The organism is Blastococcus saxobsidens, from assembly GCF_002938435.1.
Classification (GTDB): Bacteria; Actinomycetota; Actinomycetes; order Mycobacteriales; family Geodermatophilaceae; genus Blastococcus; species Blastococcus saxobsidens.
In genome coordinates, this window is record NZ_POQT01000031.1 from 1 (window position 1) to 25,755 (window position 25,755).

Here is a 25,755-nt window from a genome sequence, read left to right on the forward strand (position 1 = left end):
GCTCCTCCTGCTCGGCGAGCTCCGCGGCCCGGGCGACGGCCGCGGTCAGTTCCGCGGCCGCCTCGTCCACGCGGGCGCGCAGTTCCAGGTTCGACGGGGCGTCGACCTGACCCCCCACCGCCCAGTCCGCGCCGAGGAGGTCGCCGGCCGCGGTGACGGCGCGGACCCGCGGGTGCGTGCGCACCAGCGCGACGGCGGCGTCGAGGTCGGGGACCAGCGCCACCCGCTCCAGCGCCCGGGCCAGCGCGGGACGCAGCGGATCGGGGGCCTCGACCGCGTCCAGCGCCCAGCGGGCGCCGGCGGGCAGCTCCGGCCAGCCGTCGCGCGGGACCGGCGGCAGACCGCCGGTGACCAGCAGGCCGGCGCGGCCGCCGTCGGTCCTGGTCAGGTGGTCCAGTGCCGCTGCGGCCTCGGCGACCCCGGAGACGACGACGGCCTCGGCCATGCCGCCCAGCGCCGCCGCGATGGCCACCTCGTCACCGGCACCCACCGTCAGCTGCTCGGTCACCGGCCCGATCACCCCGGCCAGCCCCGCGCCGAGCACGGCGGCCGCGCCGTCGGCGGGGGTGAGACCGAGCGCGAGGGCGTCGCGCCGGGCCTGCCAGGAGGCGCGGTCGCGCTCGGCGGCGCGCTCGGCCTCGGTCAGCTCGGTCACCCGCCGGGCCACCGCGGCGTGCGCGGCCACGGCGTCCTCGTGCGCGGCGACCATTGCGAGGTCGGTGTCCTCCTGCTCGGCGACCTGCCCGCGCCGGTCGGCCAGCCGCTCGGCGGCGACCTCGGCGCGGTCCGCGGCCTCGGCGGCGGCGAGGGTCAGCCGGTCGATCTCGGCCTGCCCGGCGCTGACCCGGGAGTGCGCCGCGGCGACCTGCCCGGACAGCCGAGCCAGGCTCTCCCGCCGGTCGGCGAGCGCACGGGCGGCGGCGACCCAGGCCTTCTCCGCCTCGGCAAGCGCGCGTTCCAGGTCGGTCCGCGCGGCCACCACGGCGGACAGCCGCTCGCGCTCGGCGGCCAGCCCGGCGGCGAGCTCGGCCTCGGTGGCGGCGACGCGGTCGGCCTCGGCGTCGAGCTGGTCGGGGTCGCGGCCGGGGGCTGTCGCGGGGGCGGCGGCGGACAGGTGCCGGTGCCGCTCGGCGGCCAGCTGGGCGACGCTGCGGAAGCGCTCGCCCAGCGCCGAGAGCCGGTACCAGGTGTCCGACGCCGCCTGCAGCCGCGGCGCGCTCGCGGCGAGGTCGCTCTCCAGCTCCGCCTCCCGTCGGGAGACCCCGGAGAGCTCCCGCTCGACGACGGCGCGGCGCTCACGGGCGGCGGTCTCGTCGGCGACGTCGCGGTCGAGGGCGTCGCGCAGCTGCACCAGATCGTCGGCGAGCAGCCGGAGGCGGGCGTCGCGGAGGTCTGCCTGCACGCCCGCGGCGCGGCGGGCCACCTCGGCCTGGCGGCCCAGCGGCTTGAGCTGGCGGCGCAGCTCGGCGGTCAGATCGGCCAGCCGGTCGAGGTTGGCCTGCATCCCGTCGAGCTTGCGGAGCGCCTTCTCCTTGCGCTTGCGGTGCTTGAGGACCCCGGCGGCCTCCTCGATGAAGGCGCGGCGGTCCTCGGGGCGGCCGGAGAGGACGGCGTCGAGCTGCCCCTGGCCGACGATGACGTGCATCTCGCGGCCGATGCCGGAGTCGCTGAGCAGCTCCTGCACGTCGAGCAGCCGCACCTTGTCGCCGTTGATCTCGTACTCGCTCTCGCCGGAGCGGTACATGCGGCGGGTGATCGACACCTCGGTGTAGGCGATCGGCAGCGCGCCGTCGGTGTTGTCGATCGTGAGCGTCACCTCGGCCCGGCCGAGCGCGGGGCGGCCGGCGGTGCCGGCGAAGATGACGTCCTCCATCTTGCCGCCGCGCAGGCTCTTCGCGCCCTGCTCGCCGAGCACCCACGAGATGGCGTCGACGACGTTGGACTTGCCGGACCCGTTCGGGCCGACGACGGCGGTGATCCCGGGCTCGAGCCGCAGCGTGGTGGCGGACGCGAAGGATTTGAAACCCTTCAGCGTGAGGCTCGACAGGTGCACGGATGAACCTTAACCGCGGGTGACGACGAGAAGCCGTGTCGTGACGGCCTCGCCGCAGGGGCCCGCACCGAGCGGAGCGAGGGGTGGGGGGCGGCGAGGTCCTTCGTCAGGCGAGCGCCGGCTGGGCGGTGTCCCCGGCCATCGACAGCAGCTCGTGGGCGATCGCGGCGTCGCGCTGGGCGCGCAGCTCCTCGAGCTCCGCCTCCAGCCGACGCACCTTGGCGCGCAGCACGGCGTTCTCCTCGAGTACCCGGAGCTCCGCAGGGGCGACGACGGAACCGAACAGGGCCTTGGCCATGGCTGTGACGGCCTTTCAGACAGCGAGAGGGTGTGACCGGCGCCCCGATGATCGGTCGGCGCGGTCTGGTGTCCCCAGGGTGACACCGACGGACACGCAGGTCAACGGCGGCACCGTGGACGCCACGACACCGGGTGGTGTCGCGTTCGTCACGTCGACGTGAACGGGCTCAGGCCTTCCGCCGGGCCCGCGGGCGCGGCTGGCACGTGGGGCAGCTGTAGCTGGACCGGTTCATGAACGGCTCGCGCACGATGGCCGTCCCGCAGCGCGGGCAGGGCCGGTCCCCCTGGCCGTAGACGGCGAGGAAGCGGGAGAAGTAGCCGCTCTGCCCGTTGACGTCGACGTAGAGGGAGTCGAAGGACGTGCCGCCCTGCGCCAGCGCCTCCCCCAGCACGTCCCGGACGCCGTCGAGCAGGTCGGCGACCTGCCCGCGGGTGAGCTTGTCGGTGGGGCGGGTGCCGTGCAGGCGGGCCCGCCACAGCGACTCGTCGGCGTAGATGTTGCCGACGCCGCCGATGAGCGTCTGGTCGAGCAGCGCCCGCTTCACCTCGGTGCGGCGCCGGCGCAGCGCGGCGGCGAACGCGTCGACGTCGAAGCCCGGGTCGAGCGGATCGATGGCGATGTGCGCCAGCCGCGGCGGGACGCCGTCGCCGTCGCTCTCCTCCACCGCCAGGCCGCCGAAGGTGCGCTGGTCGACGAAGCGGAGCTCACGGCCGCCGTCGGTGAAGGTGAACCGGGCGCGCAGGTGCGTCTCGTCCGGGGCGGAGGGCTTCTCCACCAGCAGCTGGCCGCTCATGCCCAGGTGACCGACGAGGGCCCGGTCCGACGGCGTGCCGTCGGGCTCGGCCAGCGGCAGCCAGAGGTACTTGCCGCGGCGGTGGGCAGCGGTGAACGTGCGGCCGGTGAGCGTCGCGACGAAGTGCTCGGTGCCCTCCAGGTGCCGGCGGACGGCGCGCGGATGGTGCACCTCCACCGCGGCGACGGTGCGGCCGGCGACCCACTGCTCCAGGCCGCGACGGACCACCTCGACCTCGGGCAGTTCAGGCATGGGTCTGGCCCCCGTCGGTCAGGCGTCGATGGACAGGGTGCGCCAGGCGGCCTCGGCGGCCTCCTGCTCGGCGGCCTTCTTGGTGCGCCCGCTGCCGCTGCCGCGGACGACCCCGGCGAGCAGCACGTCGGCGGTGAAGGTCTTGGCGTGGTCGGGACCCTCGTCGGCCACCTGGTAGACCGGCGCGCCCAGCCCCTGGGCGGACCCGAGCTCCTGGAGGCTGGTCTTCCAGTCCAGGCCGGCGCCGCGGGTGGCGGCCTCGACCAGCAGGGGGTCGAACAGCCGGTGGACGATCGCCGAGGCGGCCTCCAGCCCCCGGCCGAGGTGGATCGCGCCGATGAGCGCCTCGAGCGCGTCGGCCAGGATCGAGTCCTTCTCCCGGCCGCCGGTGGTCTCCTCGCCACGGCCCAGCAGCAGGTGGGGGCCGAGGCCCCCCTCGCCGAGGCGCCGGGCGACCCTGGCCAGCGAGGTCATGTTGACCACGGAGGCACGCAGCTTGGCCAGCTGGCCCTCGGGGAGGTCCGGCTGGCTGCGGTAGAGCTCGTCGGTGACGACGAGGCCCAGCACCGAGTCGCCCAGGAACTCCAGGCGCTCGTTGGTGGGCAGCCCGCCGTTCTCGTACGCGAACGACCGGTGGGTCAGGGCCAGCCCGAGCAGGCCGCCGGGCAGGTCGACGCCGAGGGCGTCGGCGAGCCAGGCGTCGGCCCGGCGGGTGTGCGCCTCACCCCCGGGGTGCATCACCACGCCAGGGGCGCGGCCGTCCGCGGCATCCTCGGGCGGATGCGTCACGGCGGCCGGCGTCCCCATGGCGGTGCGGGTACGGGAGATCAGACCGAGAGGACCTGACGGCCGTCGTACTGGCCGCAGTTCGGGCACGCCTGGTGCGGGGGCTTGAGCTCGCCGCAGGCGCGGTTGGGGCACGGCGACAGGGTCGGCGCGCTGGCCTTCCACTGCGACCGGCGCATGCGCGTGTTGGCGCGCGACATCTTCCGCTTCGGAACGGCCACGATCAGTTCTCCTCTGGGGTGGTGGGTCCGCCGGGGGTGCCCGACGAGGAAGCAGGGGTGCCGAACTTCGCGGCGAGATCGGCCCAGCGGGCGTCGACGATCTCGTGCGAGTGGTCGGCGGGGAGGTCGTCGAGCCGCTGACCGCAGCCGACGCACAGGCCGGCGCAGTCCTCGGTGCAGACGGGGGCCAGCGGGAGGCTCAGGACGACGGTGTCCCGCGCCAGCGGCTCGAGGTCGAGGAAGTCGCCCTCGACCCGGCGCACCTCGTCCTCCTCGCTCGTGGCCTCGGTGGTGCTGCCGGAGTAGGCGTACAGCTCCTGCACGTCGAGCCGGAGGCTGTCCTCGATCGGCTCGAGGCAGCGGGCGCAGGAACCGACCACGGGCACCTCGAGCTCCCCGGTGACGAGCACGCCCTCCATGACCGACTCCAGCCGGAGCCGAAGGTGGGCCTGGGCGCCCTCGGGGACGCCGAGCAGCTCGACGCGCCAGTCGGCCGGCGCGGGCGCCGTCCGGTCGACCTCCTGCATCGATCCCGCGCGCCGGCCGAGCTCCCGGAGGTCGATCTTCCAGGGGTTGGCTGCGGGACGCCGGTCCTGGGAGGCCGTGGGCCTGGAGGACGGGGCGCCGGAGCGGTGCGGCGTGGGAGCAGGCATGTCAGTACTCGCGGTCGGTGAGCGGGAAGGGTGCCCGGCCGGGGCGGGAGCCACGGGGGTCGGACCAGGGATCGAGCCTACCCGATCCCCCCGGCCCCCTTCAGGGCCCCGCTGTGAGCTTGCGAACGGTGGGGGGAAGGGGGTCCTTCTACTCCCGGAGGGTGGTGCGGGCCTTCTCCACCGAGCGGAGCATGCGCTCCAGCGTCGTCCCGAACTCGGCGAGCCGGGTGTCGACGTACTCGTCGACCTCGGCGCGCATCCGGGCGGCGTCGGTGTGCGACTGCGCACCGAGCTCGTCGGCGCGGTCGACGGCGCTGCGGTAGACCTCGGTCTCGGTGATCAGCCGCTCGTGCTCCTCCTGGGCCTCGGCGACCAGCTGCGCCTGCAGCCGCCGGCCCTCGGCCAGCAGCTCCTCGGCCTCGGCCTCGGCGTCGATCAGGATCTGCTCGGCATCGGCCTGCGCGGCGGCGAGCAGCTCGTCGCGCTGGCGCCGGGCGGTGCCCAGGATCTCGTCGCGCTGGCGGCGGGCCTGCACGACCAGCTGCTCGCTCTCCGTGCGGGTGCGGCCGGTGAGGCGCTCGGCCTCGGCCTGCGCCTGCTGGAGGATCTCGGTCCGCTGCTCGACGATCGCGCCGGCGGCCTGCACGTCCTCCGGCAGCGACTCGCGGAGGTCGTCGAGCAGGTCCAGCACGTGGTCGCGGGGCACCATGCAGGAACTCGACATCGGCACGCTGCGGGCGTTCTCGATGACCGTCGTCAGCTCGTCGACGGTCTCGTACAGGCGGTAGACGACCTCGGTGGTCGCCATGCGCTTGGGGCGGGTCACTGCTCCGCCCGCCGGGTGCGCTCGGCCAGCCGGTCGTGCACGGCCTCGGGCACCAGCCGGGAGACGTCGCCGCCGAAGGTGGCGATCTGCTTCACCAGGCTGGACGAGAGGTGCCCGACCTGGGGGGCGGTCGGCACGAACAGCGTCTCGATGGCCGCGAGCTCGCGGTTCATCTGCGCCATCTGCAGCTCGTACTCGAAGTCGCTGACCGCCCGCAGCCCCTTGACGATCACCGGGATGTCGTGGGTGCGGCAGTAGTCGACCAGCAGCCCCTGGAAGCTGTCGACGGTGACGTTGGGCAGGTCGGCCACCGCGTCGCGCAGCAGCTCCATGCGCTCCTCGACCGGGAAGAGGCCCGCCTTGCCGGGGTTCACCAGGACCGCCACGACCAGTTCGTCGTAGAGGCCGGCGGCCCGGTTGATGACGTCGACGTGCCCGTTGGTGACAGGGTCGAAGGATCCTGGGCAGACGGCACGCCTCACGGACGCCGACCGTACCGGAGCACTGCCTCGCCGTAGCGCCGTTCGCGCAGTCCCTCCAGGGGTGTCGGCCACTCGAAGGGCTCCTCGCGGCTGGACCGCTCGACCACGACCAGACCGCCGGGCGCCAGCCAGCCGCCGTCGACCAGCGCCCGGAGCACCGTCTCGACCTCGGCGACCGGCACGGCATAGGGCGGGTCGGCGAGGACGACGTCGAACGGTTGGGGTGCCGGCGCGGCGACGACGGTGGGCACCGATCCGGCGATCACCCGGCCCCCGGGGAGCCCGACGGTGGCGAGGTTCTCCCGCAGCACGGGGAGCACCCGCGGTCCGGACTCGACGAAGACGACGTCGGTGGCGCCGCGGGACAGCGCCTCGAGCCCGAGCGCGCCGGAGCCGGCGTACAGGTCCAGGACGGCGGCGCCGTCGAGGTCCACCAGCGAGCCGAGCGAGTTGAACAGGCCACCGCGGGCTTTGTCGCCGGTCGGGCGGACCCCGGCCGGGGGCACCTTGAGCCGCCGGCCGCCGGCGAGGCCCGCAATCAGGCGGGTCATGCCAACGGCCCCCTGCAGGGGCCCGCGGCGAGCTTGCGAGTCGCGGGGGGCAGGGGGTCCTTCATGCCTTCTCCAACCACTCGGCGCGCTCGTCGGTGGCCAGTGCGGCGACCTCCGCGGCGAGGCCCGGGTGGTCGGCCAGGCCGCGGTCGGTGGACAGCAGCGCGGTGGCCTCGACGCGGGCCTCGGCGATCAGCTCCTCGTCCTCGAGCAGCGAGAGCAGCTTGATCCCGGAGCGGCGGCCGGACTGCGCGGCGCCGAGGACGTCGCCCTCCCGCCGGGTCTCCAGGTCCAGCCGGGCGAGCTCGAAGCCGTCGGAGGTGGCGGCGACAGCGGCCAGCCGCTGCCCGGTGGGCGAGGCCGACGGCGCCTCGGTGACCAGCAGGCAGAGACCCGCGTGCTTGCCCCGCGCCACCCGCCCGCGCAGCTGGTGCAGCTGGCTGACACCGAACCGGTCGGCGTCCATGACCACCATGACCGTGGCGTTGGGCACGTCGACACCCACCTCGACGACGGTGGTGGCCACGAGCACGTCGGTCTCCCCCGCGGCGAAGGCGCGCATGGCGCCGTCCTTCTCCTCCGGGGTCATCCGGCCGTGCAGGACGTCGAGCCGGAGCCCCGCCAGCGGGCCGGAGCGCAGGTCCTCGGCGACCTCCAGGACGGCCAGCGGGGGTCGCCGGTCGCTGCGCCCGTCCTCGTCCGGAGGGGCGCCGTCGGCGTCCTCGGGCTCGTCGTCGGCGCCGGGGACGTCGCCGATGCGGGGGCACACCACGTAGGCCTGCCGGCCGGCGGCCACCTCCTCGCGCAGCCGCTCCCAGGCGCGGCCCAGCCAGCCCGGCTTCTCCACCACCGGGACGACGGAGCTGGACACCCCGCCGCGGCCGCTGGGCAGCTGGCGCAGCGTGGAGATCTCCAGGTCGCCGTAGACGGTCATCGCCACCGTGCGCGGGATGGGGGTGGCGGTCATGACCAGCACGTGCGGCGGACGGCTGCCCTTGGCCCGCAGGGCGTCGCGCTGCTCGACGCCGAACCGGTGCTGCTCATCGACGACCACCAGGCCCAGGTCGGCGAAGTCGACGCCCTCCTGCAGGAGCGCGTGGGTGCCGACCACGATGCCGGCCCGCCCCTCGGCCACCTCGGCCCGCGCCTCGCGGCGGGCGGCGGCCTTGAGCGAGCCGGTGAGCAGGGTGACCCGGGTGCCCCCGGGGTCACCGTCGATCTCCCCCGCGCGGCCGAGCGGCCCCAGCAGGGCGCGGATGCCCCGCGCGTGCTGGGCGGCGAGCACCTCGGTGGGCGCCAGCAGCGCCGCCTGCCCGCCGGCGTCGACCACCTGGGCCATGGCCCGCAGCGCGACCACCGTCTTGCCGGAGCCGACCTCGCCCTGCAGCAGCCGGTGCATGGGCTGGTCGCGGTCGAGCTCGGCGGCCAGCTCCTCGCCCACCTCGCGCTGCCCCTCGGTGAGCGCGAACGGCAGGGCGGCGTCGACGGCCTCCAGCAGTCCCCCGGCCTTCCGCGGCCGGGCGGTGCCGGGCTCGAGGGCGGCGGCGCGACGCCGGGCGGCGAGGGTGAGCTGGAGGGTGAGCGCCTCGTCCCACTTCAGCCGCTGCTCGGCGCGCTCGACGTCGTCGGTCGTGGTGGGGCGATGGATGTCCAGGAGCGCGGAGGCCAGCGGCAGCAGCCCGTGGCGGGCGCGGATCTCCTCCGGCAGCGGGTCCTCGATCAGCTCGCCGAACCCACCGCCGGCGCCCAGCAGCAGCTTGACCGACTTCTGGATGACCCAGCTGGAGACGTCCTTGCTGGCCGGGTAGATCGGCACCAGCGCCCGCGCCCAGTCGGTCTCGTCGTCGCTGTTGTCGAGCAGGTGCATGTCCGGGTGGGCGAACTGCTTCTCCCCGCGGTACTCCCCCACGGTTCCGGCGAACATCCCCCAGGCGTTGACCTTCAGGTGCGCGTGCCGGTGGTTGAAGAACACCAGCTTCATGCGCCCGCTGCCGTCGCCCACGACGACCTCGGTGAGCGACCCCCGGCGGTTGCGCATCGGGCGGGTGGTCACGCTGCGGATCTGCGCCAGCACGGTGACCCGGTCCCCGACCTGGACGTCGGCGAGGTCGGCCTGCTCCCCGCGCCGGGCGTAGCGGCGCGGGTAGTGCCGGAGCAGGTCCAGGACGGTATGCAGCCCCAGCTGCTCGGCCATGCCGGTGGCCGTCTTCGGACCGAGGACCTTTCCCAGCGGGGTCCCGAGGGTGACCGCCACGCCTCACTCCACCCCGATCTGCAGGGGCAGCGAGCTGGGACCACCGCCGTAGCGGACGACCTCGACCGTGGGGTGCACCGACGAGAGGTGGCCGCAGACCGTGGCGCCGAGCTCGTCGTCCTCCCCCACGACCAGGGTGGCCATCTCGCCACCGGCCGACAGCAGCCGGTCCAGCAGGTCGCAGGCGACGGAGGCGAGGTCGGGGCCGATCACGACCACGTCGCCCTCGGCGGAGCCCAGGACGTCGCCGGGGTGGCACCGGCCCGCGGAGGTGAGCGCCTCCTGGTCGGCGACGGTCACCTCGGCCCACCGGGTGGCGGCGGCAGCCTCGGCCATGGCGATGACGTCGTCGCCGAAGCGCCGCTCGGGGTCGGCGACGGCGACGGCGGCCAGGCCCTGCACCGGCGACCGGGTGGGGACGACGCCGATCTCCCGGCCGGTCTCCCGTGCCCGGGTGGCCGCCCGGGAGGCCACCGGCAGGAGCCCGGCGTCGTTCGGCAGCACGACGACCTCCTCCCCGCCCGAGGCCAGGATCTCGGCGTGGATGTCGTCCTCGGTGACGCCGCCCGCGCCGCAGACGACGACCCGCACGCCCTCGGCGGCGAACAGCGCCGCGAGCCCGTCGCTGTGCACGACGGCGACCACGGCGCGCCGCCCCGGGACCGGGTCCGGGTGGCGCACGGGTGCCAGCGGGGTGACCGAGATGCGGTGGGGGCGACCGGCCTCGATGCCCGCCTCGATGGCGGCACCGACGTCGGCGACGTGGACGTGCACGTTCCACTCGCGGCCGGTCGGGGTGTCGACCCCCACGACCACGAGGCTGTCGCCGAGCGCGGCCAGCCGCTGCTGCAACCGCTCGACGGCGGCCTCGTCGGCGTCGGCCAGCAGGTACTGCACCTCGCTGCCCGGGCCGGGCGGCGGCTGGTGCGGCGCGTGCTCGTGCCGGTGGTGGTGCTCGGGCAGGGACAGCGCGGGGCGCACCGGCTCGAAGCCGGTGACGGTGCGGACGAGGACGTCGAGCACGAGGCACAGCCCCGCCCCGCCCGCGTCCACGACGCCGGCCTCGCGCAGCGCGGCCAGCTGCCCGGGAGTGCGGTCGAGGGCCACGCGGGCACCGTCCGCGGCGGCGCGGACGACGTCGGCCAGCTCGGGCCGGCCGTCCGCCACGGCCGCCACGGCCGTCTCGCCGGCGGCCCGCGCCACGGTGAGGAAGGTGCCCTCCTCGGGGTCGGCGACGGCGGCGTACGCGCCCTCGGCCGCCTTCTGCAGGGCAGCGGCGAACGCGGGCCCCTCCGCGGGCGGCTGCGCGGTCAGCTGGTCGGCCAGCCCGCGCAGCAGCTGGGCGAGGATCGTGCCGGAGTTGCCGCGGGCGGCGAGGACCGCGCCCCGGGCGAGGACCGGCCAGGCCGACTCCCCCCCACCGGCCGCGTCGAGGGCTGCCAGCGCCCCCTCCGCGGTGTGCAGGAGGTTGGTCCCGGTGTCCCCGTCGGGGACCGGGAAGACGTTCAGCTCGTCCAGCCGCCCCCTGGACCCGGACAGCGCCTCGACCGCGGCGCGGCACCACTGCCCGACCGCGGCGTCGTCCAGCGCCGTCAGCACGGGGGAAGGCTACCCACCCGGACCGACGGAACCGGTCGTCCTCGGGTGCGGGGCCGCCGGATCGGCGCCCGTCCGGAGGGTGCTGCGACGTCCCGCCGCGGAAGCGGTTAGAGTGTTGGACGGTCTTGTCGCGGGTGCTGCCTTGCCCCGCCGTCTGTGAACGATTCTTTCTGGGAGTGATCAACCGTGGCTGCCAACTGCGATGTGTGTGGCAAGGGCCCCGGTTTCGGTATGTCGGTGTCGCACTCGCACCGCCGCACGCCGCGCCGTTGGAACCCGAACATCCAGTCCGTGCGGGCGCTGATCGCCCCCGGCAACCGTCGCCGGATCAACGCGTGCACCTCGTGCATCCGCGCCGGCAAGGTCGTCCGCGCCTGACGAAGGACCTCGTCCTCCCCACCCTTCGCAAGCTCAGGGCGGGCCCCGGGACGAGGCCGTTCCAGCACGTCGCTGAACCCCGGAGGTCACCGACCTCCGGGGTTCTTCGTGTGCGCGGGCTACCCGCCGAGCCCGCGCCCGCGTGCGGCGGCGACCACGAGCTCGACGCAGGTGTCCAGCGGCAGCGCCGTGGTGTCCACGACGAGGTGGTAGTGCCCCGCCGCCGCAGGATCGCAGCGGTAGAAGTGCCGGACGTAGGCCTCCCGCCCACGGTCGGCGGCGGCCATCTCGCGGGCCACCTCCTCGCGCGGACGTCCCGAGCGGGCCACGGCCGCCGACAACCGCTGCTCCCGCGGCCCGTCCAGCCGCACGTGCAGGGCATCGGGCCGGTCGCGGAGCACCATCGCCGCGGCGCGGCCGAGCACCACACCGCCGTCGCCCTCGGCGATCTCGGCCAGCACGCGCTCGGTCTGCTCCCGGTAGGCGCGCGCGTCCGGCAGCGGCGTCCCGGGGACGACGGCGCCCACGGGGTCGGGCATCGTGCCCAGCGAGGCCACCAGCCGCCACAGACCGCGCACGACCGTCTCGTCGTTGGCCTCCGCCTCCTCCACCGGCACCCCCAGCCGCCCGGCCACCCGCACGGGGATCGCCCGGTCGTGGAAGGGCAGCCCGAGCCGTTCCGCCACCGTCGGCGCGATCTCCGCGCCCGCGGCACCGTAGGACGCCGACACGGTCACGATGCCCACGACTCGTCCTCCCCGGCCGGCAGCTGCTTGCCCAGGAAGACCGCGTCGGGCGAGCAGGCGTACACCCCGTAACCGGCGACCGGCGTGTAGCCGAGCTCCCCGTACAGCGCGACTGCCTCCGGCTGCTTGCCGCCGGTGTTGAGCACCACCGACCGGTGCCCCGCGCGGACGGCGGAGGACTCCAGCTCCGCCATGAGCTCCTGGCCCAGCCCGAGCCGGCGGAAACCCGGTGCCACGTAGACCCGCTTGATCTCCACCCCGCCCGGTGGGTAGACCCGCCACGCCCCGCACCCGGCCGGCACGCCACCCACCTCGGCGACGAGGAAGAGGCCGGCCGGTGGCAGGAACTCCGCGGGGTCGACGGGGGCGGCGTCGCGCCCGCCGTAGCGGGCCACGTACTCCTGCTGCACCGCCTCGACCAGCGCCTGCGCCAGCGGGTCGTCGTAGGGAACCGGGCGCAACCGGGCCACCGACCCGTTCCGCAGCACCCGCTCAACCGAAGTGCACATGCCCCGCCCTCTCCGCGCCCACGTCGTGCAGCGCCTCCGCCGCCGGGCGGCCGCCCACCCGCACCCCCGGCTCCCTGCCCGGGGCGCGCACCGCACCGATCACCGTCCACCCGTGGGGCAGCACCGCCTTCGGCGGGAAGGTCGCCAGCAGGGCGTGGTCCTCCCCGCCGCTGAGCACCCACGCCATCGGGTCCACCCCCAGCGCCGAGGCGACCTGCTGCAGCGGCCCCACCGGCTCCAGGCACGCCGCGGCCAGCGCCGCCGGGTCCAGGTCGATCACCACCCCGCTGTCCCGGGCCAGGTGACCGGCGTCGGCGACCAGGCCGTCGCTCACGTCGCACATGGCCGACGCCCCGGCGTCCGCGGCGGCCGGACCGGCCGCGTAGGGCGGCGAGGGTCGCCGGTGCGCCGCGACGACGGCCACCGGGCTGGAGAACCCGCGCCGCAGGACCGCCAGGCCCGCCGCCGACCAGCCCAGCCGCCCGGCCAGCGCCACGATCTGCCCGGCCCGCGCCCCTGAGCGCCGCACCGGGGCCCGACCCCCGAGGTCGCCCAGCGCGGTCACCGAGAGCACCACACCGGCGCTGTCCGGTGCCGAGGCCACCGTGTCGCCACCGACGACGGCCGCCCCCATCGGTGCGCACTCGTCGGCCAGGCCGCTCGCCACGCCCTCCAGCCAGCTCGTCGGGGTGTCCGGCGGGCAGGCCAGCCCGACCACCAGGGCCGTCGTCGTCGCCCCCATCGCGGCGACGTCGGCGAGGTTGGCGGCGGCCGCCTTGTGCCCGATGTCCTCGGCCGAGGACCAGTCGCGCCGGAAGTGCCGGCCCTCGACCAGCACGTCGGTGGTGACGACGACCCGCCCGTCGGCGGCCCGCACCACCGCGGCGTCGTCGCCGGGGCCGACCTCGGCGGCGGCCGCGGTGCCCGACCGGGCGAGCACGCGGGCGATCACGCCGAACTCCCCGACGACGCGCACGCTGTCGGCGGGATCACTGCGCGGAACGAGCGGACGGGGCCGACTCACCGAGGTCCTCCAGCTGCTGGGGTAGGTTGCCGACGAGTCCGCCACCCGGCGGGGACGACGTCTCGGCACTGTTGCCGGAGGAAGGATCTCCCGTGGTCCACGCCTACATCCTCATCCAGACCGAAGTCGGCAAGGCCGCCCAGGTCGCCTCGACCATCGCCGAGATCAGCGGCGTCACCAGGGCCGAGGACGTGACCGGCCCGTACGACGTCATCGTGCGCGCCGAGGCCGACACCGTCGACGACCTCGGCCGTCTGGTCGTCGCGCGCGTGCAGTCGGTCGACGGCATCACCCGCACGCTGACCTGCCCGGTCGTCAACATCTGACCGGGTAGCCCCGTGGACCCGCTGCGCCGGGCCGCCCTGCTCACCACCGCGATCACCCTCCCGGTGGTGATCGCACTGGTCGTGCTCGTCAACGTGCTCGGCGACCCGTCCGGCGGCGACCCCGCCGCCGGCCCGGCCGAGATCGACGGGGCGGCGCCCGTCCGCCCCGAGGACCTGCCGGTGCTCCGGCTCGACGTGCCCGAGGTGACGCCCGAGGCGGAGGCCGCCTGCCCCGCCGTCATGGGCACGCTGCCGCTGGAGCTCGCCGGCGAGCCGTCCCGCCGGGTGCAGTCCGACACGCCCTACGTCTACGCGTGGGGCGACCCGGCCGTGGTCCTCACCTGCGGGGTCGACCGTCCCGAGGGCTGGGTGGTGACCGCCTCGGCCATCCAGATCAACGGCGTCCAGTGGCACGTCGACACGAGCGACCCGGCGACCACCGTCTGGACGGCGGTCGACCGGCCGGTCCACGTGGAGGTCCGGCTGCCCGCAGGCGTCGACAGCGCCCCCGTCACCGCGCTCACGGTCCCCCTGGCCGAGGCGTTGCCCTACCAGGAGCCGCAGCCCGCGCCCTGAGCGCGCCCGCACGGTCACGCCGGCGGCAGCAGCTCGAGCTGGTCGGCGAGGACCGCCTGCACCTCCCGGACGGCGTCGCGGCTCGTCGGCCCCACCGCGGTGGCCGACACGCTGAACACGCCGTGCCAGCACCACGCGAACGCCGCGGGCTCGTCCAGCCCGACCTCGGGCACCGGCTGCTCCACGACGAGCTGCCGGCAGCTGGCGGGCAGCCCGGGAGGGTCCTCGCTGAGCACGCCGCGGTAGAGCTCCGCGTCGTTGCTCGCGAGGTCCTCGGCGTAGCGGCCGGCGCCGGCGCGCTGCTCGAACTGGTCGACGAAGACGCCGGTCATCGGCCCCGCCTCCCGCCCCCAGAACCGCTCCCAGCCGTAGCGGTAGCCGTACTCCTCCAGGATCCCGCGCTCGCGGGCCGGATCGGTGGAGTACCGCGCCACGTCCTCCAGCCGTTTGGCCCCCGCCGCGGGGTGCACCTCGTCGTCGGGCAGCCGCGGCAGCCCGGACGGCACCTCGGTGACCAGCAGGCGCTCGAGCTCCTCCGGCGAGGAGGGCCGGTCCGTCGGGGCGGCGGCGGTCGCGGTGCCCTCGACCGCCCGCCCGCAACCGAGGAGGGCGAGCAGGACGAGCCCGGCGGGGACCAGCCGGGCGCCGGCGGCGACCCGACCGCGCGCGGCGGGCCGCCCGGGGGTCACCGGGCCGGCCGGGAGCCGTTGCTGAGCGCGCCGCTGACCAGCCGGTCGACCAGCTCGGCGAAGTCCACGCCGGTGGCCGCCCACATGCGGGCGAACATCGAGATCGGCGTGAACCCGGGCATCGTGTTGACCTCGTTGATGACCAGGTGGTCCTCGCCGTCGGGGCCGGCGCCGAGGAAGAAGTCCACCCGCGCCAGGCCGCGGCAGTCCAGCGCCAGGTACGCCCGGCGCGCGGCGTGCTGGACGGCGGCGGTCTGCTCGGGCGTGAGGTCGGCCGGGATGTCGAAGTCGGCGGCGTCGTCGAGGTACTTGGCGGCGAAGTCGTACCAGTCCACACCGGCGTGCAGCCGGATCTCCGCCGGCAGGCTGGCCTCCGGCAGGCCGGAGCCACGTGCCGCCAGGACGCCGCACTCGATCTCGCGACCCGGGATGGCCGCCTCCACGATCACCTTGGGGTCGACCGCGGCGGCCTCGGCGACCGCCGCGGGGAACTGCGCCCAGTCGGTGACCTTCGTGATGCCGATGCTGGAGCCCGCCCGTGCGGGCTTGACGAACACCGGCAGGCCGAGCCGCGCGCGCGCCGCCTCGTCGAGGAGCGCCGGATCGGCGCACACGGCCCCGGCGGCGTCGCGCAGGACGACGTGGTCACCCTGGGGCAGCCCCGCGGCGGCGAGGAGCTTCTTGGTGAACTCCTTGTCCATCGACGCGGCGCTGGCGAACACGCCGGACCCCACGTAGGGCAGGCCGGTCATCTCCAGCAGCCCCTGGACCGTGCCGTCCTCGCCGTAGGTCCCGTGCAGCACCGGGAAGACGACGTCCACCTCGGTGAGCGCCCCGACGGCGGCTCCGGGCTCCAGCACGGCGAGGCCCCGGGACTCCGGGTCCCCGACCAGCGAGACCGCCGTGCCGCCGGTGACCTCGGGCAGGGCGCCGTCGGTGATGGCCAGCTGCTGCCCCGGCTCGGGTAGCACCCAGCGCCCGTCGCGGGCGATGCCGACCGGCACCACCTCGTAGCGGTCGGGGTCGAGCGCGGCCATGACGCTGCCGGCCGAGACGCAGGAGATCGCGTGCTCCTCGCTGCGCCCACCGAACACGACCGCCACCCGCACCTTGCCAGCCTGTCCGCTCATCCCCGCGACCCTAACCGAGTGCTCCGCCCCACCCTTCGTGCGACGCCGGTCGCCGTCGCCCACGCCGGGTCGTCCGCGGTGTGGCAGCCTCGTTGCGTGCAGGATCAGGCAGCTCCCCCGGCGGAGGCGTTCTCCCGCGGCTTCCGGCTCGCCGGTGCGGCGGTGCACCTCTACACCGCCAGCGGGTCGGTGCTGGGGCTGCTGATCGTGCTCGCCGCGATCGACGGCAACGTGGTGGCCGCCCTGTGGCTGGTGCTGGCCACGCTGTTCGTCGACGGCACCGACGGGATGCTGGCGCGCCGTTTCCGGGTCAAGGAGACGATCCCGTGGTTCGACGGCGCGCGGATGGACGACATCGTCGACTACCTCACCTACGTCTTCGCCGCCGTCGTCCTGCTGTGGACCACCGACCGGCTGCCGCCGGGCGCCTGGGGGTGGGTGCTGGCCGCCCTTCCGCTGCTGGCCTCCTGCTACCAGTTCTGCCGGGTCGACGCGAAGACCGACGACCACTACTTCCTCGGGTTCCCGAGCTACTGGAACGTCGTCGCCTTCTACGCGATCGTGCTGGACGTCGGCACCACCGGCGTGGGCATCGCGCTCGCCGTGCTGACCGTGCTGGTGTTCGTGCCGGTCAAGTACGTCTACCCCTCGCGCACGAAGCTGCTGGGCAGCCTGAACCTGGGGCTGGCCGCCGTCTGGCTGATCAGCTCCGGGGTGCTGGTCGTGCAGTACCCCGACCCGCACCCCGCGGTCGTCGTGCTGAGCCTGGCCTACCTCGTCTACTACTTCGGCGTGAGCATCTGGCTGACCGTCGCGGGCAGCCGCCGCCGGGCCTGACCACCCGGCCGGCGTCAGCCCAGGGCGTCGAGCGCGCGGGACAGGTCGGCGACCAGGTCGGCGGTGTCCTCGATGCCGCACGACAGCCGGACGAACCCGGCCGGGACGGCGTCCCCGCCCCACTGCGCGCGGCGGTCGACGGTGCTGTGCACGCCACCGAAACTGGTGGCCGCCGCCCAGAGCCGGCTGGCCGCCAGCAGCCGCGACACCGCGGCCTCGTCGGCCAGCTCGAGCGACACGACCCCGTTGGGCCGCAGCATCTGCCGCGAGGCCAGTGCGAACGACGGGTCCCCCGGCCGCCACGGCCAGCGCAGGTTCGTCACTGCCGGGTGCCCGTCCAGCAGCTCCACCACGGCCGCCGCGTTGGCCGCCTGGCGGGCCAGCCGCAGGTCCACGGTGCTCATCGAGCGGTGGCCCAGCCAGGCCTCGAACGGGCCCGGCGTGCTGCCGGTTCGGTCCCGGAACCCCTTGACCTGCGCGTGCAGGTCGTCGTCGGTCACGGTCACGTGCCCGAGGAGGACGTCGCTGTGCCCGGTGAGCGCCTTGGTGTCGCTGCCCACGGTGAGGTCGGCGCCGAGGGCCAGCGGGCGCTGGCCGAGCGGCGTCGCGGTCGTGTTGTCGACGGCGACCAGCGCGCCGGCGGCGTGGGCGGCCGTGGCCACCGCCGCGATGTCGCAGACGTCGAGCTGCGGGTTGCTCGGCGTCTCCAGGAGCACCATGCGCACCCCGGCCAGCCCGCCTTCGGCGGCCACCCGCTCGATGTCGGGGGTGGCCACGTACTGCACCTCGACGCCGAAGCGGGCCAGCTCCTCGGCCGCCAGCAGGCGGGTCGTGTAGTAGCCGTCCGAGGGCAGGACCACGCGGTCACCGCTGCGCACGCAGGCCAGCACGGCTGCGGTCAGCGCCGCCATCCCGGTGGCGAAGGACAGGCAGCGCCCACCGTCCAGCTCGCCCACCGCGTCCTCGAAGACCCGCAGGGTGGGGTGCTCGGTGCGCCCGTAGGCGTCTGCGCCGTCCGCCCGTGGCGGCTGGTCGCCGAGGTGGAAGGGGGCGGCGAACACCGGCGACGGCCGCAGCGGCGCGCCCGGCACCGCGGGGTCCTCCCCGGCACGGACCGCCCGCGTCCCGTCGCCGTAGCCGGCCAGGTCTCCGCTCACTCGGACTTCGCCTCCCGCGACATGATCTCCCGCACCATCTGGGCGGGCGCCTCCCCCTCGTGGCACACCCGCACGACCGCCTCGGTGATCGGTACGTCGATCCCGTGCGCCCGCGCCAGGTCCAGCACCGAGCGGCAGCTCTTCACTCCCTCGGCGGTCTGCCGGGTGCTCCGCTGCACCTCCTCGACCGACATCCCCCGGCCCAGCTTCTCGCCGAAGGTCCGGTTCCGGGACAGCGGCGAGCTGCACGTGGCGACCAGGTCGCCCAGCCCGGCGAGCCCGGCGAAGGTGGTGAGCTCGGCGCCCAGGGCCATGCCGAGCCGGGCGGTCTCGGCCAGCCCGCGGGTGATCAGCGAGGCCCGGGTGTTGTCACCGAAGCCGAGCCCCTCGGCGATGCCGCAGGACAGCGCGATCACGTTCTTCACCGCGCCGCCGAGCTCGCAGCCGACGAGGTCGGGGTTGGTGTAGGGCCGGAAGTAGCGGGTGTGGCAGGCGGCCTGCAGCTGGGCGACCCGGTCGGCGTCGGAGCAGGCGATCACCGTGGCCGCCGGCTGCTCCTCGGCGATCTCCCGGGCCAGGTTCGGCCCCGACAGCGCCGCCACGCGCTCCGGCCCGGCCCCGGTCACCTCCTGGATGACCTCGCTCATCCGCTTGGTGGTGCCGAGCTCGATGCCCTTCATGAGCGACAGCAGCGTGGCGTCCGGCGGCAGCAGGTCCCGCCACTCGGCCAGGTTGTCGCGCAGCGACTGGGACGGCACGGCGAGCACGACGACGTCGGCGTCGCGCAGCGCCTCGCCGGGGTCTGCGGTCGCGCGCAGCCGGTCGGGCAGCCGCACACCCGGCAGGTAGTCGGCGTTCTCCCGCGAGTCGGTGATGGCGGCGGCCAGCTCCGGCCGGCGCGCGTGCAGCACCACCTCGCAGCCGGCGTCGGCCAGCACCTTGGCGAACGTCGTCCCCCAGGAGCCCGCACCGAGGACCGCGGCCCGCGTCACGCCGCGCTCCCCGGGAGGTCCCCGGGCTGTTCGCGCCGGGGCGCGGGGTGCACCGCCCGCGGCGCCGGCTCCCCGCGCAGCTCGGACAACTGGTTCCGCACCCGGGCCATCATGTGTTCGGTCGTCTCCCGTAGCAGCTCGGCGTCGATGGGGCGGCCCGCCGCGACCTGCGCGCGGACCGCGGAGAGGTCGAGGGGCTCGCCGACGAGGTAGTCGGCGGGCGTGCGGAGCCGCAGGTGCAGCTTCCTGGTGTGGTAGTCATGCACCCGCTGCGGCCCCCACTGGGCGACCGGCACGACCACCGCGTCGGTGGTCAGCGCCAGGTGCGCCGCGCCGGTGCGGGCCTGCATCGGCCACCAGTCGGGGTCCCGGGTCACCGAACCCTCGGGGTAGACCACGATCAGGTTACCGGCCCGCAGGTCGACCTCGGCGGCGGTGAGCGCACCCCGCGCCGCGGTGGAGTAGCGCGCGACCGGGATCTGCCCGGCGGCCCGCAGGATCGTGCCGGCGAGACCCTTGAACACCGACTGCTTGGCCAGGAAGTGCGGGATGCGTCCCGCGTCGAAGACCAGGCGGGCGCAGGCGAGCGGGTCCAGCACGGAGACGTGGTTGGCCACCAGGAGGACGGGGCCGGTCGTGGGGATGCGCTCGGCGTGCCGGTAGCGCAGCCGGAACAGCAGCGAGGCGGCGGGGTGCACGACGACGATGCAGAGCCACAGGGCGAACGGGATGCGGCCACGGGTGCGCCACGTGCTGCCCGGCATCGCGTCGACCTCCCTCTCCTGCGCGCTGCCCCATGATCGACCCGCGCCGCCGTGCCCCCCGCACCGGGTCCCGCGGGACGCCCCCCGGGACGACGGTGTGCTCACATTGTGGCCGTGCACCCCTGGTCGGTCGTGGTCCCGGCGAAGCGGCTCGCCGTCGCCAAGACCCGGCTGCAGCCGCTCACCGGCGCATCCGGGGCAGACCACCGGGCCGTGGTCCTCGCACTGCTGGCCGACACGGTGGCCGCCGCCGTGGCCTGCCCGCTGGTCGGCTCGGTCGTGGTCGTCACCGACGAGCCGCTGGCCGCCCAGCTGGCCGGAGGGCTCGGGGCCCGGACGGTGGCCGACGAGCCCGACCGCGGGCTGAACCCGGCGCTGGAGCACGGTGCGCGGGCGGCGGGGGGCGCGGCAGTGGCCGCGCTCTCCTCCGACCTGCCCGCCCTGCGGCCGGCGGAGCTGGCGGCGGCGCTCGACGCGGCCTCGGCCGCACCGCGCTGCTTCGTCACCGACGCGCAGGGCACCGGCACCACCCTGCTCACCGCCGTCGGCACGCCGCTGCGCCCGCGGTTCGGGCGGGACTCCGCGCGCGCCCACCGCGACGACGGCGCCCTCCCGCTGACCGGCGACTGGCCCGGGCTGCTGCGCGACGTCGACACCCCGGCGGACCTGCGCGCGGCCGTCCACCTGGGCGTCGGGACGCGGACGTCCGAGCTGCTGCGCAGCTCGCCGACTCTCGCCGTTCACCTGGGTGCGGCACGATGACGACGTGCCTTCCGACGCTGCGAACCGCACGACCGCACTCCCGCCCGATCGGTACCTGAACCGGGAACTGTCCTGGCTGGACTTCAACTCCCGGGTGCTGGAACTGGCCGAGGACGACGGCCTGCCCCTGCTGGAGCGGGTCAAGTACCTGGCGATCTTCGCCAGCAACCTCGACGAGTTCTACATGGTCCGGATCGCCGGGCTGAAGCGACGGCAGAACACCGGGCTCACCGTCCGCTCCCCCGACGGGCTGACCATCCGCGAGCAGCTGGAACGGGTCACCGCGCGCACCCAGGAGCTGGTGCAGCGGCACTCCGACGTCTTCAACAAGGACGTGCTGCCGCGGCTGGAGGAGGCCGGCATCCGGATCGTGCGCTGGGACGAGCTGGAGGAGAGCGCGGCGGTCCGGCTGCGCGAGTACTTCCGCGACCAGGTCTTCCCCGTGCTCACCCCGCTGGCGGTGGACCCCGCGCACCCCTTCCCATACATCAGCGGGCTGTCCCTGAACCTGGCCGTGTCGGTGCGCGACCCCGAGACCGGTGCCCCGCGCTTCGCCCGGCTCAAGGTGCCCAACAACGTGCCGCGGTTCGTGCCCGTGTCCACCGGTGCCGGGCCGGACGCCGTCGGCACCGCGACCTTCCTCCCGCTGGAGGACCTCATCGCCGCGCACCTCTCGCAGCTCTTCCCGGGCCTGGAGGTGAACGACCACCACTTCTTCCGCGTCACCCGCAACGCCGACCTGGAGGTCGAGGAGGACCGCGACGAGGACCTCCTGCAGGCCCTCGAGCGCGAGCTCGCGCGCCGCCGGTTCGGGCCCGCGGTGCGGCTGGAGGTCGCCGAGCCGATGGACCCCCGGATCCTCGAGGTGCTGATCTCCGAGCTGGAGGTGTCCCCCGCCGACGTCGTCCACGTGCCCGGGCTGCTCGACCTGGCCTCGCTGTGGGCGCTCTACGACCTGGACCGACCGGAGCTCAAGGACGAGCCCTTCGTGCCGGCCACGCACCCGCGGCTCAGCGACGGGGAGACCCCCAAGAGCGTCTTCGCCACCCTGCGCGAGGGCGACGTCCTGCTGCACCACCCCTACCACTCGTTCGCCACCAGCGTGCAGCGCTTCATCGAGCAGGCGGCGGCCGACCCGAACGTGCTGGCGATCAAGCAGACCCTGTACCGCACCTCCGGCGACTCCCCCATCGTCAACGCGCTCATCGAGGCCGCCGAGGCCGGCAAGCAGGTCGTGGTCCTGGTGGAGATCAAGGCCCGGTTCGACGAGGAGGCCAACATCAGCTGGGCCCGCTCGCTGGAGCGGGCCGGCTGCCACGTCGTCTACGGGCTGGTGGGCCTCAAGACGCATTGCAAGACGGCGCTGGTGGTGCGCCGGGAGCAGGGCGTGATCCGGCGGTACTGCCACATCGGCACCGGCAACTACAACCCGAAGACGGCGCGCATCTACGAGGACGTCGGCATCCTGACCGCCGACCCGCGCGTGGGCGCGGACCTCACCGACCTGTTCAACACCCTCACCGGCTACTCGCGGCAGACCAACTACCGGACGCTCATGGTGGCCCCGCACGGGATCCGCAACGGCCTGGTGGAGAAGATCCGCCGGGAGGCGCGGCACGCCGCCGAGGGCCGCTCCGCCGGCATCCGCATCAAGGTGAACTCGCTGGTCGACGAGCGGATCATCGACGCGCTCTACGAGGCCTCGCGGGCCGGCGTCCCGGTGGAGCTGTTCGTGCGCGGCATCTGCGCGCTGCGCCCGGGGGTCGAAGGGCTGTCGGAGACGATCCGGGTCCGCTCGATCGTCGGCCGCTTCCTGGAGCACTCGCGGGTCATCTCGTTCGTCAACGGCGGGGCGGACGAGTGGTGGATCGGCAGCGCCGACCTCATGCACCGCAACCTCGACCGCCGGGTGGAGGTGCTCCTGCGGGTCTGCGACGAGGCGGCCCGCACACAGCTGCACGAGACGCTCGCCCCGGCGATGGAGCCGGGCGTGCGCTGCTGGGAGCTGCGCAGCGACGGGCGCTGGGAGCACCTGGAGGGGCGTGATTACCAGGCCGAGCTGCTGCACCGGATCCATGACCTCGCCGGCTGACCGGTCGACCGTCGCGGCCGCCGGCGGTGTCGTGTGGCGGCCGGCCGGCAACGGCATCGAGATCGCCGTCGTGCACCGGCCCCGCTACGACGACTGGTCCCTGCCCAAGGGGAAGCTCGAGGCCGGTGAGCACGCGCTGGTCGCCGCCTGCCGGGAGGTGCTCGAGGAGACCGGCCTGGCGGTGGTCGCCGGGCGTCGCGGGCCCACGACCCAGTACGCGGTCGACGGCGCACCCAAGCGCGTGGACTACTGGCTCATGCGGTGCGTCGGGGACACCTTCGTCGTCAGCGACGAGGTGGACGAACTGCGGTGGCTGTCCCCCGACGACGCCACGGCGCTGGTCACCCACGACCACGACCGGCTGGTGATCGCCGACGCCGCCCGCACCGACGTCCCGCGCGAGCCGCGGCTGCTGCTGGTGCGGCACGGCAAGGCCGGGAGCGAGAGCGCGTGGGAGGGGCCCGACGCCGTGCGCCCGCTGACGCCGGCCGGCGAGCAGCAGGCCCGGCAGCTGGCCGGCGTGCTGCCGCTGTTCTGCCCCACCCGGGTCGTGACGGCCGCGCCGCTGCGGTGCCGGCAGACCGTGGCGCCGCTGGCCGAGCGGCTGGGACTGGCGGTCGACGACCTGCCCGAGTTCGGGGAGCCGGAGTTCGGCGGCGACCCGCACCGTGCGCTGGACACGGCGCTGCGGCTGCTGGAGGGGCCCGGCGTCACCGTCGTCTGCAGCCAGGGCGGCACCATCCCCACCGTGCTCGGCGCCCTGGGCGTGCACGGCCACGGGGTCCGCGGGCTGCCGGCGCCGGCCGCCAAGGGCAGCGTGTGGGCGCTCGGCGGCCGGCCGGGCGCCCTGGTGGCCGACTACTTCCGCGACGTCGAGCCGGATCCGGACGCCCCCGGGACCTAGGCATGGGAAGCGATACATGCGTTTGCGGGGCGACGACGCATGTATCGCTTCCCATGCCCGGGGTGGCGCGGGTCAGAGCGCCGGGAGGGCCTTCGGCAGCCAGGCCGGCCGGCGGGCCTCGAAGGCCTCGACGTCGCCGAGGTGCCGCTCGGTCAGCCCGACGTCGTCCAGGCCTTCCAGGAGCCGCCAGCGGGTGTAGTCGTCGGCCTCGAACGGGACCGTCGTGCCGCCGTAGGTGACCAGCTTGGCCTGCAGGTCGACGGTCACCTGCGTGGTCGGGTCGGCCTCGGCGGCCGCCCACAGCGCCTCCACCTCGGCCTGCGGCAGGACGACGGTGAGCAGCCCGGCCTTGGTCGAGTTGTTCTTGAAGATGTCGGCGAACCGCGAGGAGATGACGACGCGGAACCCGCCGTCCAGCAGCGCCCAGACGGCGTGCTCGCGGGAGGAACCGGTACCGAAGTCGGGCCCGGCGACGAGGATCGAGGCGTCGGCGTACTCGGGCTTGTTGAGCACGAAGTCCGGCTCGTTGGTGCGCCAGGCGACGAACAGTCCGTCCTCGAACCCGGTGCGGGTGATCCGCTTGAGGTACTCGGCCGGGATGATCTGGTCGGTGTCGACGGCGCTGCGGCGCAGCGGGGCGACCGTGCCGGTGTGCGTGATGAAGGCGTCCACGTCGGTCAGGCTCCGATCAGGTCGGCGGGGGCGGTCAGGCGGCCGGTGAGCGCGGTGGCCGCGGCCACCGACGGCGACACCAGGTGGGTGCGCCCACCCTTGCCCTGCCGGCCCTGGAAGTTGCGGTTGCTGGTGGAGGCGGAGCGTTCCCCCGGCTTGAGCTGGTCGGGGTTCATGCCCAGGCACATCGAGCAGCCCGCCCCCCGCCACTCGGCCCCGGCGTCGATGAAGACCTTGTCCAGGCCCTCGGCCTCGGCCTGGCTCTTCACCCCGACCGAGCCCGGGACGACGAGCATGCGGGTGCTCGGGTCGATGGTCTTCCCCCGCAGCAGCTCCGCGGCGACCCGCAGGTCCTCGATGCGGCCGTTGGTGCAGGAGCCGAGGAAGACGGTGTCGACCTCGATCTCGGTGAGCGGCGTGCCCGGGGTCAGGCCCATGTAGGCCAGCGCCTGCTCCGCGGCCTGGCGCTCACCCTCGTCGGCGATCTGCGCCGGGTCGGGCACCCGCTCGCTGATCGGCAGCCCCTGGCCGGGGTTGGTGCCCCAGGTGACGAAGGGCGTCAGGGTGGCGGCGTCCAGGACCACCTCGGCGTCGAAGACGGCGCCCTCGTCGGTGCGCAGCGTCGACCAGTACTCGACCGCGGCGTCCCAGTCGGCGCCCTGCGGGGCGTGCGGGCGGCCCTCCAGGAAGTCGAAGGTGGTCTGGTCCGGCGCGATCAGCCCGGCCTTGGCGCCGGCCTCGATCGACATGTTGCAGATCGTCATCCGGGCCTCCATGGACAGCGCCTCGATGGCGCTGCCGCGGTACTCGATGACGTGACCGGCGGCGCCGTTGGTGCCGATCTGCGCGATGACGGCCAGGATCACGTCCTTCGCCGAGACGCCCGGGGGCAGCTCGCCGTCGACGGTGACCGCCATCTGCTTGGGCTTGTACTGGGGCAGCGTCTGGGTGGCGAGCACGTGCTCGACCTCGCTGGTGCCGATGCCGAACGCCAGCGCCCCGAACGCCCCGTGCGTGGAGGTGTGGCTGTCCCCGCAGACGATCGTCATGCCGGGCTGGGTGAGCCCCAGCTGCGGGCCGATCACGTGCACGATGCCCTGGTCGCGGTCGCCCATGGGGGCCAGCCGGATGCCGAACTCGGCGGCGTTCCGGCGCAGCGCGTCGACCTGCGCCCGGCTGATCGGGTCGGCGATGGGGCTGAGGATGTCCAGCGTCGGGACGTTGTGGTCCTCCGTCGCCATCGTCAGGTCAGGACGGCGGACCGTGCGCCCGGCGGCCCGGAGGCCGTCGAAGGCCTGCGGGCTGGTCACCTCGTGCACGAGGTGGAGGTCGATGTAGAGCAGGTCGGGCTCGCCCGCGGTGCTGCGCACCACGTGGGCCTCGTACACCTTCTCTGCCAGGGTCTTCGGCACGGTTCGTCCTCTCA

At 74.9% G+C, this 25,755-nt stretch carries 28 protein-coding genes; 7 read left to right on the plus strand and 21 right to left on the minus strand.

Annotation, left to right across the window (positions count from 1 at the left end; all coding sequences use genetic code 11):
* From C5507_RS16640 to C5507_RS16690, 11 genes are all read right to left on the minus strand, one after another.
* Positions 1-2,053, minus strand: a 2,053-nt coding sequence (locus C5507_RS16640; protein WP_158657627.1) for an AAA family ATPase, incomplete at its 3' end; no start/stop codon positions are given.
* A gap of 106 nt (positions 2,054-2,159) precedes the next feature.
* A complete protein-coding gene (locus C5507_RS16645) occupies positions 2,160-2,351 on the minus strand; it encodes a hypothetical protein (RefSeq protein WP_104529636.1) in 192 nt (63 codons plus the stop codon).
* 169 nt (positions 2,352-2,520) lie between these two features.
* Positions 2,521-3,399 (minus strand): bifunctional DNA-formamidopyrimidine glycosylase/DNA-(apurinic or apyrimidinic site) lyase, encoded by an 879-nt coding sequence (mutM, locus tag C5507_RS16650; protein ID WP_104529637.1) that lies wholly within the window; start codon positions 3,397-3,399, stop codon positions 2,521-2,523.
* A gap of 18 nt (positions 3,400-3,417) precedes the next feature.
* Complete coding sequence (rnc, locus tag C5507_RS16655; protein ID WP_242611112.1) at positions 3,418-4,188, minus strand: ribonuclease III; 771 nt, start codon at positions 4,186-4,188, stop codon at positions 3,418-3,420.
* A 38-nt stretch (positions 4,189-4,226) separates the two neighbouring features.
* Positions 4,227-4,406: a 50S ribosomal protein L32 gene (gene rpmF / locus C5507_RS16660; protein ID WP_104529639.1), complete on the minus strand. Its 180-nt coding sequence runs from the start codon at positions 4,404-4,406 to the stop codon at positions 4,227-4,229.
* A gap of 2 nt (positions 4,407-4,408) precedes the next feature.
* On the minus strand, positions 4,409-5,059 hold the full coding sequence (locus C5507_RS16665) for a YceD family protein (RefSeq protein WP_104529640.1): 651 nt from the start codon (positions 5,057-5,059) through the stop codon (positions 4,409-4,411).
* 148 nt (positions 5,060-5,207) lie between these two features.
* Positions 5,208-5,885 (minus strand): hypothetical protein, encoded by a 678-nt coding sequence (locus tag C5507_RS16670; protein WP_104529641.1) that lies wholly within the window; start codon positions 5,883-5,885, stop codon positions 5,208-5,210.
* Positions 5,882-6,367, minus strand: a complete 486-nt coding sequence (gene coaD / locus C5507_RS16675; protein WP_104529642.1) for a pantetheine-phosphate adenylyltransferase — start codon at positions 6,365-6,367, stop codon at positions 5,882-5,884. Before coaD ends, C5507_RS16670 begins: the two co-directional genes overlap by 4 nt.
* Entirely contained in the window at positions 6,364-6,918 is a 555-nt protein-coding gene (gene rsmD / locus C5507_RS16680) for a 16S rRNA (guanine(966)-N(2))-methyltransferase RsmD (RefSeq protein ID WP_104529643.1), read from the minus strand. The genes coaD and rsmD overlap by 4 nt, the downstream gene beginning before the upstream one ends.
* A 61-nt stretch (positions 6,919-6,979) precedes the next feature.
* On the minus strand, positions 6,980-9,172 hold the full coding sequence (recG, locus tag C5507_RS16685) for an ATP-dependent DNA helicase RecG (protein WP_104529644.1): 2,193 nt from the start codon (positions 9,170-9,172) through the stop codon (positions 6,980-6,982).
* A 3-nt stretch (positions 9,173-9,175) separates the two neighbouring features.
* The gene (locus C5507_RS16690; protein ID WP_104529645.1) at positions 9,176-10,771 is read right to left on the minus strand and encodes a DAK2 domain-containing protein; all 1,596 of its coding nucleotides are present in this window, start codon (positions 10,769-10,771) and stop codon (positions 9,176-9,178) included.
* 186 nt (positions 10,772-10,957) lie between these two features.
* On the opposite strand from C5507_RS16690, the gene rpmB reads away from it, so the two are divergent.
* Positions 10,958-11,149 carry a 50S ribosomal protein L28 gene (gene rpmB, locus C5507_RS16695; protein ID WP_104523111.1) on the plus strand — a complete coding sequence of 64 codons (192 nt, stop codon included), beginning with the start codon at positions 10,958-10,960 and terminating at the stop codon, positions 11,147-11,149.
* A 119-nt stretch (positions 11,150-11,268) separates the two neighbouring features.
* Here rpmB and C5507_RS16700 read toward each other — a convergent pair whose 3' ends face one another.
* From C5507_RS16700 to C5507_RS16710, 3 genes are read right to left on the minus strand one after another with little or no spacing between them, the layout of a single operon-like run.
* Positions 11,269-11,895: a cytidylate kinase-like family protein gene (locus C5507_RS16700; RefSeq protein ID WP_104529646.1), complete on the minus strand. Its 627-nt coding sequence runs from the start codon at positions 11,893-11,895 to the stop codon at positions 11,269-11,271.
* Positions 11,883-12,404: a GNAT family N-acetyltransferase gene (locus C5507_RS16705; protein ID WP_104529647.1), complete on the minus strand. Its 522-nt coding sequence runs from the start codon at positions 12,402-12,404 to the stop codon at positions 11,883-11,885. Before C5507_RS16705 ends, C5507_RS16700 begins: the two co-directional genes overlap by 13 nt.
* Positions 12,388-13,428 carry a thiamine-phosphate kinase gene (locus tag C5507_RS16710; RefSeq protein ID WP_104529648.1) on the minus strand — a complete coding sequence of 347 codons (1,041 nt, stop codon included), beginning with the start codon at positions 13,426-13,428 and terminating at the stop codon, positions 12,388-12,390. The genes C5507_RS16705 and C5507_RS16710 overlap by 17 nt, the downstream gene beginning before the upstream one ends.
* A 92-nt stretch (positions 13,429-13,520) precedes the next feature.
* Here C5507_RS16710 and C5507_RS16715 point away from each other — a divergent pair, with 92 nt between their 5' ends.
* Together C5507_RS16715 and C5507_RS16720 are read left to right on the plus strand one after the other, a co-directional pair.
* Positions 13,521-13,754, plus strand: a complete 234-nt coding sequence (locus C5507_RS16715; protein ID WP_104529649.1) for an Lrp/AsnC ligand binding domain-containing protein — start codon at positions 13,521-13,523, stop codon at positions 13,752-13,754.
* Positions 13,755-13,766: 12 nt separating this feature from the next.
* Positions 13,767-14,330: a DUF3515 domain-containing protein gene (locus tag C5507_RS16720; RefSeq protein ID WP_104529650.1), complete on the plus strand. Its 564-nt coding sequence runs from the start codon at positions 13,767-13,769 to the stop codon at positions 14,328-14,330.
* A gap of 14 nt (positions 14,331-14,344) precedes the next feature.
* Here the strand turns inward: C5507_RS16720 and C5507_RS16725 are convergent, their stop codons facing one another.
* Together C5507_RS16725 and C5507_RS16730 are read right to left on the minus strand one after the other, a co-directional pair.
* Complete coding sequence (locus C5507_RS16725; protein ID WP_104529651.1) at positions 14,345-15,019, minus strand: hypothetical protein; 675 nt, start codon at positions 15,017-15,019, stop codon at positions 14,345-14,347.
* Positions 15,016-16,149, minus strand: a complete 1,134-nt coding sequence (locus C5507_RS16730) for a D-alanine--D-alanine ligase family protein (protein WP_104529652.1) — start codon at positions 16,147-16,149, stop codon at positions 15,016-15,018. Before C5507_RS16730 ends, C5507_RS16725 begins: the two co-directional genes overlap by 4 nt.
* Positions 16,150-16,245: 96 nt before the next feature.
* Here C5507_RS16730 and C5507_RS16735 point away from each other — a divergent pair, with 96 nt between their 5' ends.
* Positions 16,246-16,986: a CDP-alcohol phosphatidyltransferase family protein gene (locus C5507_RS16735; protein WP_104529653.1), complete on the plus strand. Its 741-nt coding sequence runs from the start codon at positions 16,246-16,248 to the stop codon at positions 16,984-16,986.
* Between the two features lie 14 nt (positions 16,987-17,000).
* Here C5507_RS16735 and C5507_RS16740 read toward each other — a convergent pair whose 3' ends face one another.
* The 3 genes from C5507_RS16740 to C5507_RS16750 are packed head-to-tail and all read right to left on the minus strand — an operon-like array spanning position 17,001 to position 19,899.
* Complete coding sequence (locus tag C5507_RS16740) at positions 17,001-18,143, minus strand: cystathionine gamma-lyase (RefSeq protein WP_207225789.1); 1,143 nt, start codon at positions 18,141-18,143, stop codon at positions 17,001-17,003.
* A complete protein-coding gene (locus C5507_RS16745) occupies positions 18,140-19,135 on the minus strand; it encodes an NAD(P)H-dependent glycerol-3-phosphate dehydrogenase (protein WP_104529654.1) in 996 nt (331 codons plus the stop codon). Before C5507_RS16745 ends, C5507_RS16740 begins: the two co-directional genes overlap by 4 nt.
* Positions 19,132-19,899: a lysophospholipid acyltransferase family protein gene (locus C5507_RS16750; RefSeq protein WP_104529655.1), complete on the minus strand. Its 768-nt coding sequence runs from the start codon at positions 19,897-19,899 to the stop codon at positions 19,132-19,134. The genes C5507_RS16745 and C5507_RS16750 overlap by 4 nt, the downstream gene beginning before the upstream one ends.
* 108 nt (positions 19,900-20,007) lie before the next feature.
* Between C5507_RS16750 and cofC the strand changes: the two genes are divergently transcribed.
* The 3 genes from cofC to C5507_RS16765 are packed head-to-tail and all read left to right on the plus strand — an operon-like array spanning position 20,008 to position 23,657.
* Entirely contained in the window at positions 20,008-20,661 is a 654-nt protein-coding gene (cofC, locus tag C5507_RS16755) for a 2-phospho-L-lactate guanylyltransferase (RefSeq protein WP_242611113.1), read from the plus strand.
* Between the two features lie 4 nt (positions 20,662-20,665).
* Positions 20,666-22,753 (plus strand): RNA degradosome polyphosphate kinase, encoded by a 2,088-nt coding sequence (locus C5507_RS16760; RefSeq protein ID WP_242611114.1) that lies wholly within the window; start codon positions 20,666-20,668, stop codon positions 22,751-22,753.
* A complete protein-coding gene (locus C5507_RS16765) occupies positions 22,737-23,657 on the plus strand; it encodes an NUDIX hydrolase (RefSeq protein WP_104529657.1) in 921 nt (306 codons plus the stop codon). The genes C5507_RS16760 and C5507_RS16765 overlap by 17 nt, the downstream gene beginning before the upstream one ends.
* A 72-nt stretch (positions 23,658-23,729) precedes the next feature.
* On the opposite strand, the gene leuD is transcribed toward C5507_RS16765, so the two are convergent.
* Complete coding sequence (gene leuD, locus C5507_RS16770) at positions 23,730-24,329, minus strand: 3-isopropylmalate dehydratase small subunit (RefSeq protein ID WP_104529658.1); 600 nt, start codon at positions 24,327-24,329, stop codon at positions 23,730-23,732.
* A 5-nt stretch (positions 24,330-24,334) separates the two neighbouring features.
* Complete coding sequence (leuC, locus tag C5507_RS16775) at positions 24,335-25,741, minus strand: 3-isopropylmalate dehydratase large subunit (protein WP_104529659.1); 1,407 nt, start codon at positions 25,739-25,741, stop codon at positions 24,335-24,337.
* Positions 25,742-25,755: the final 14 nt, after the last annotated feature.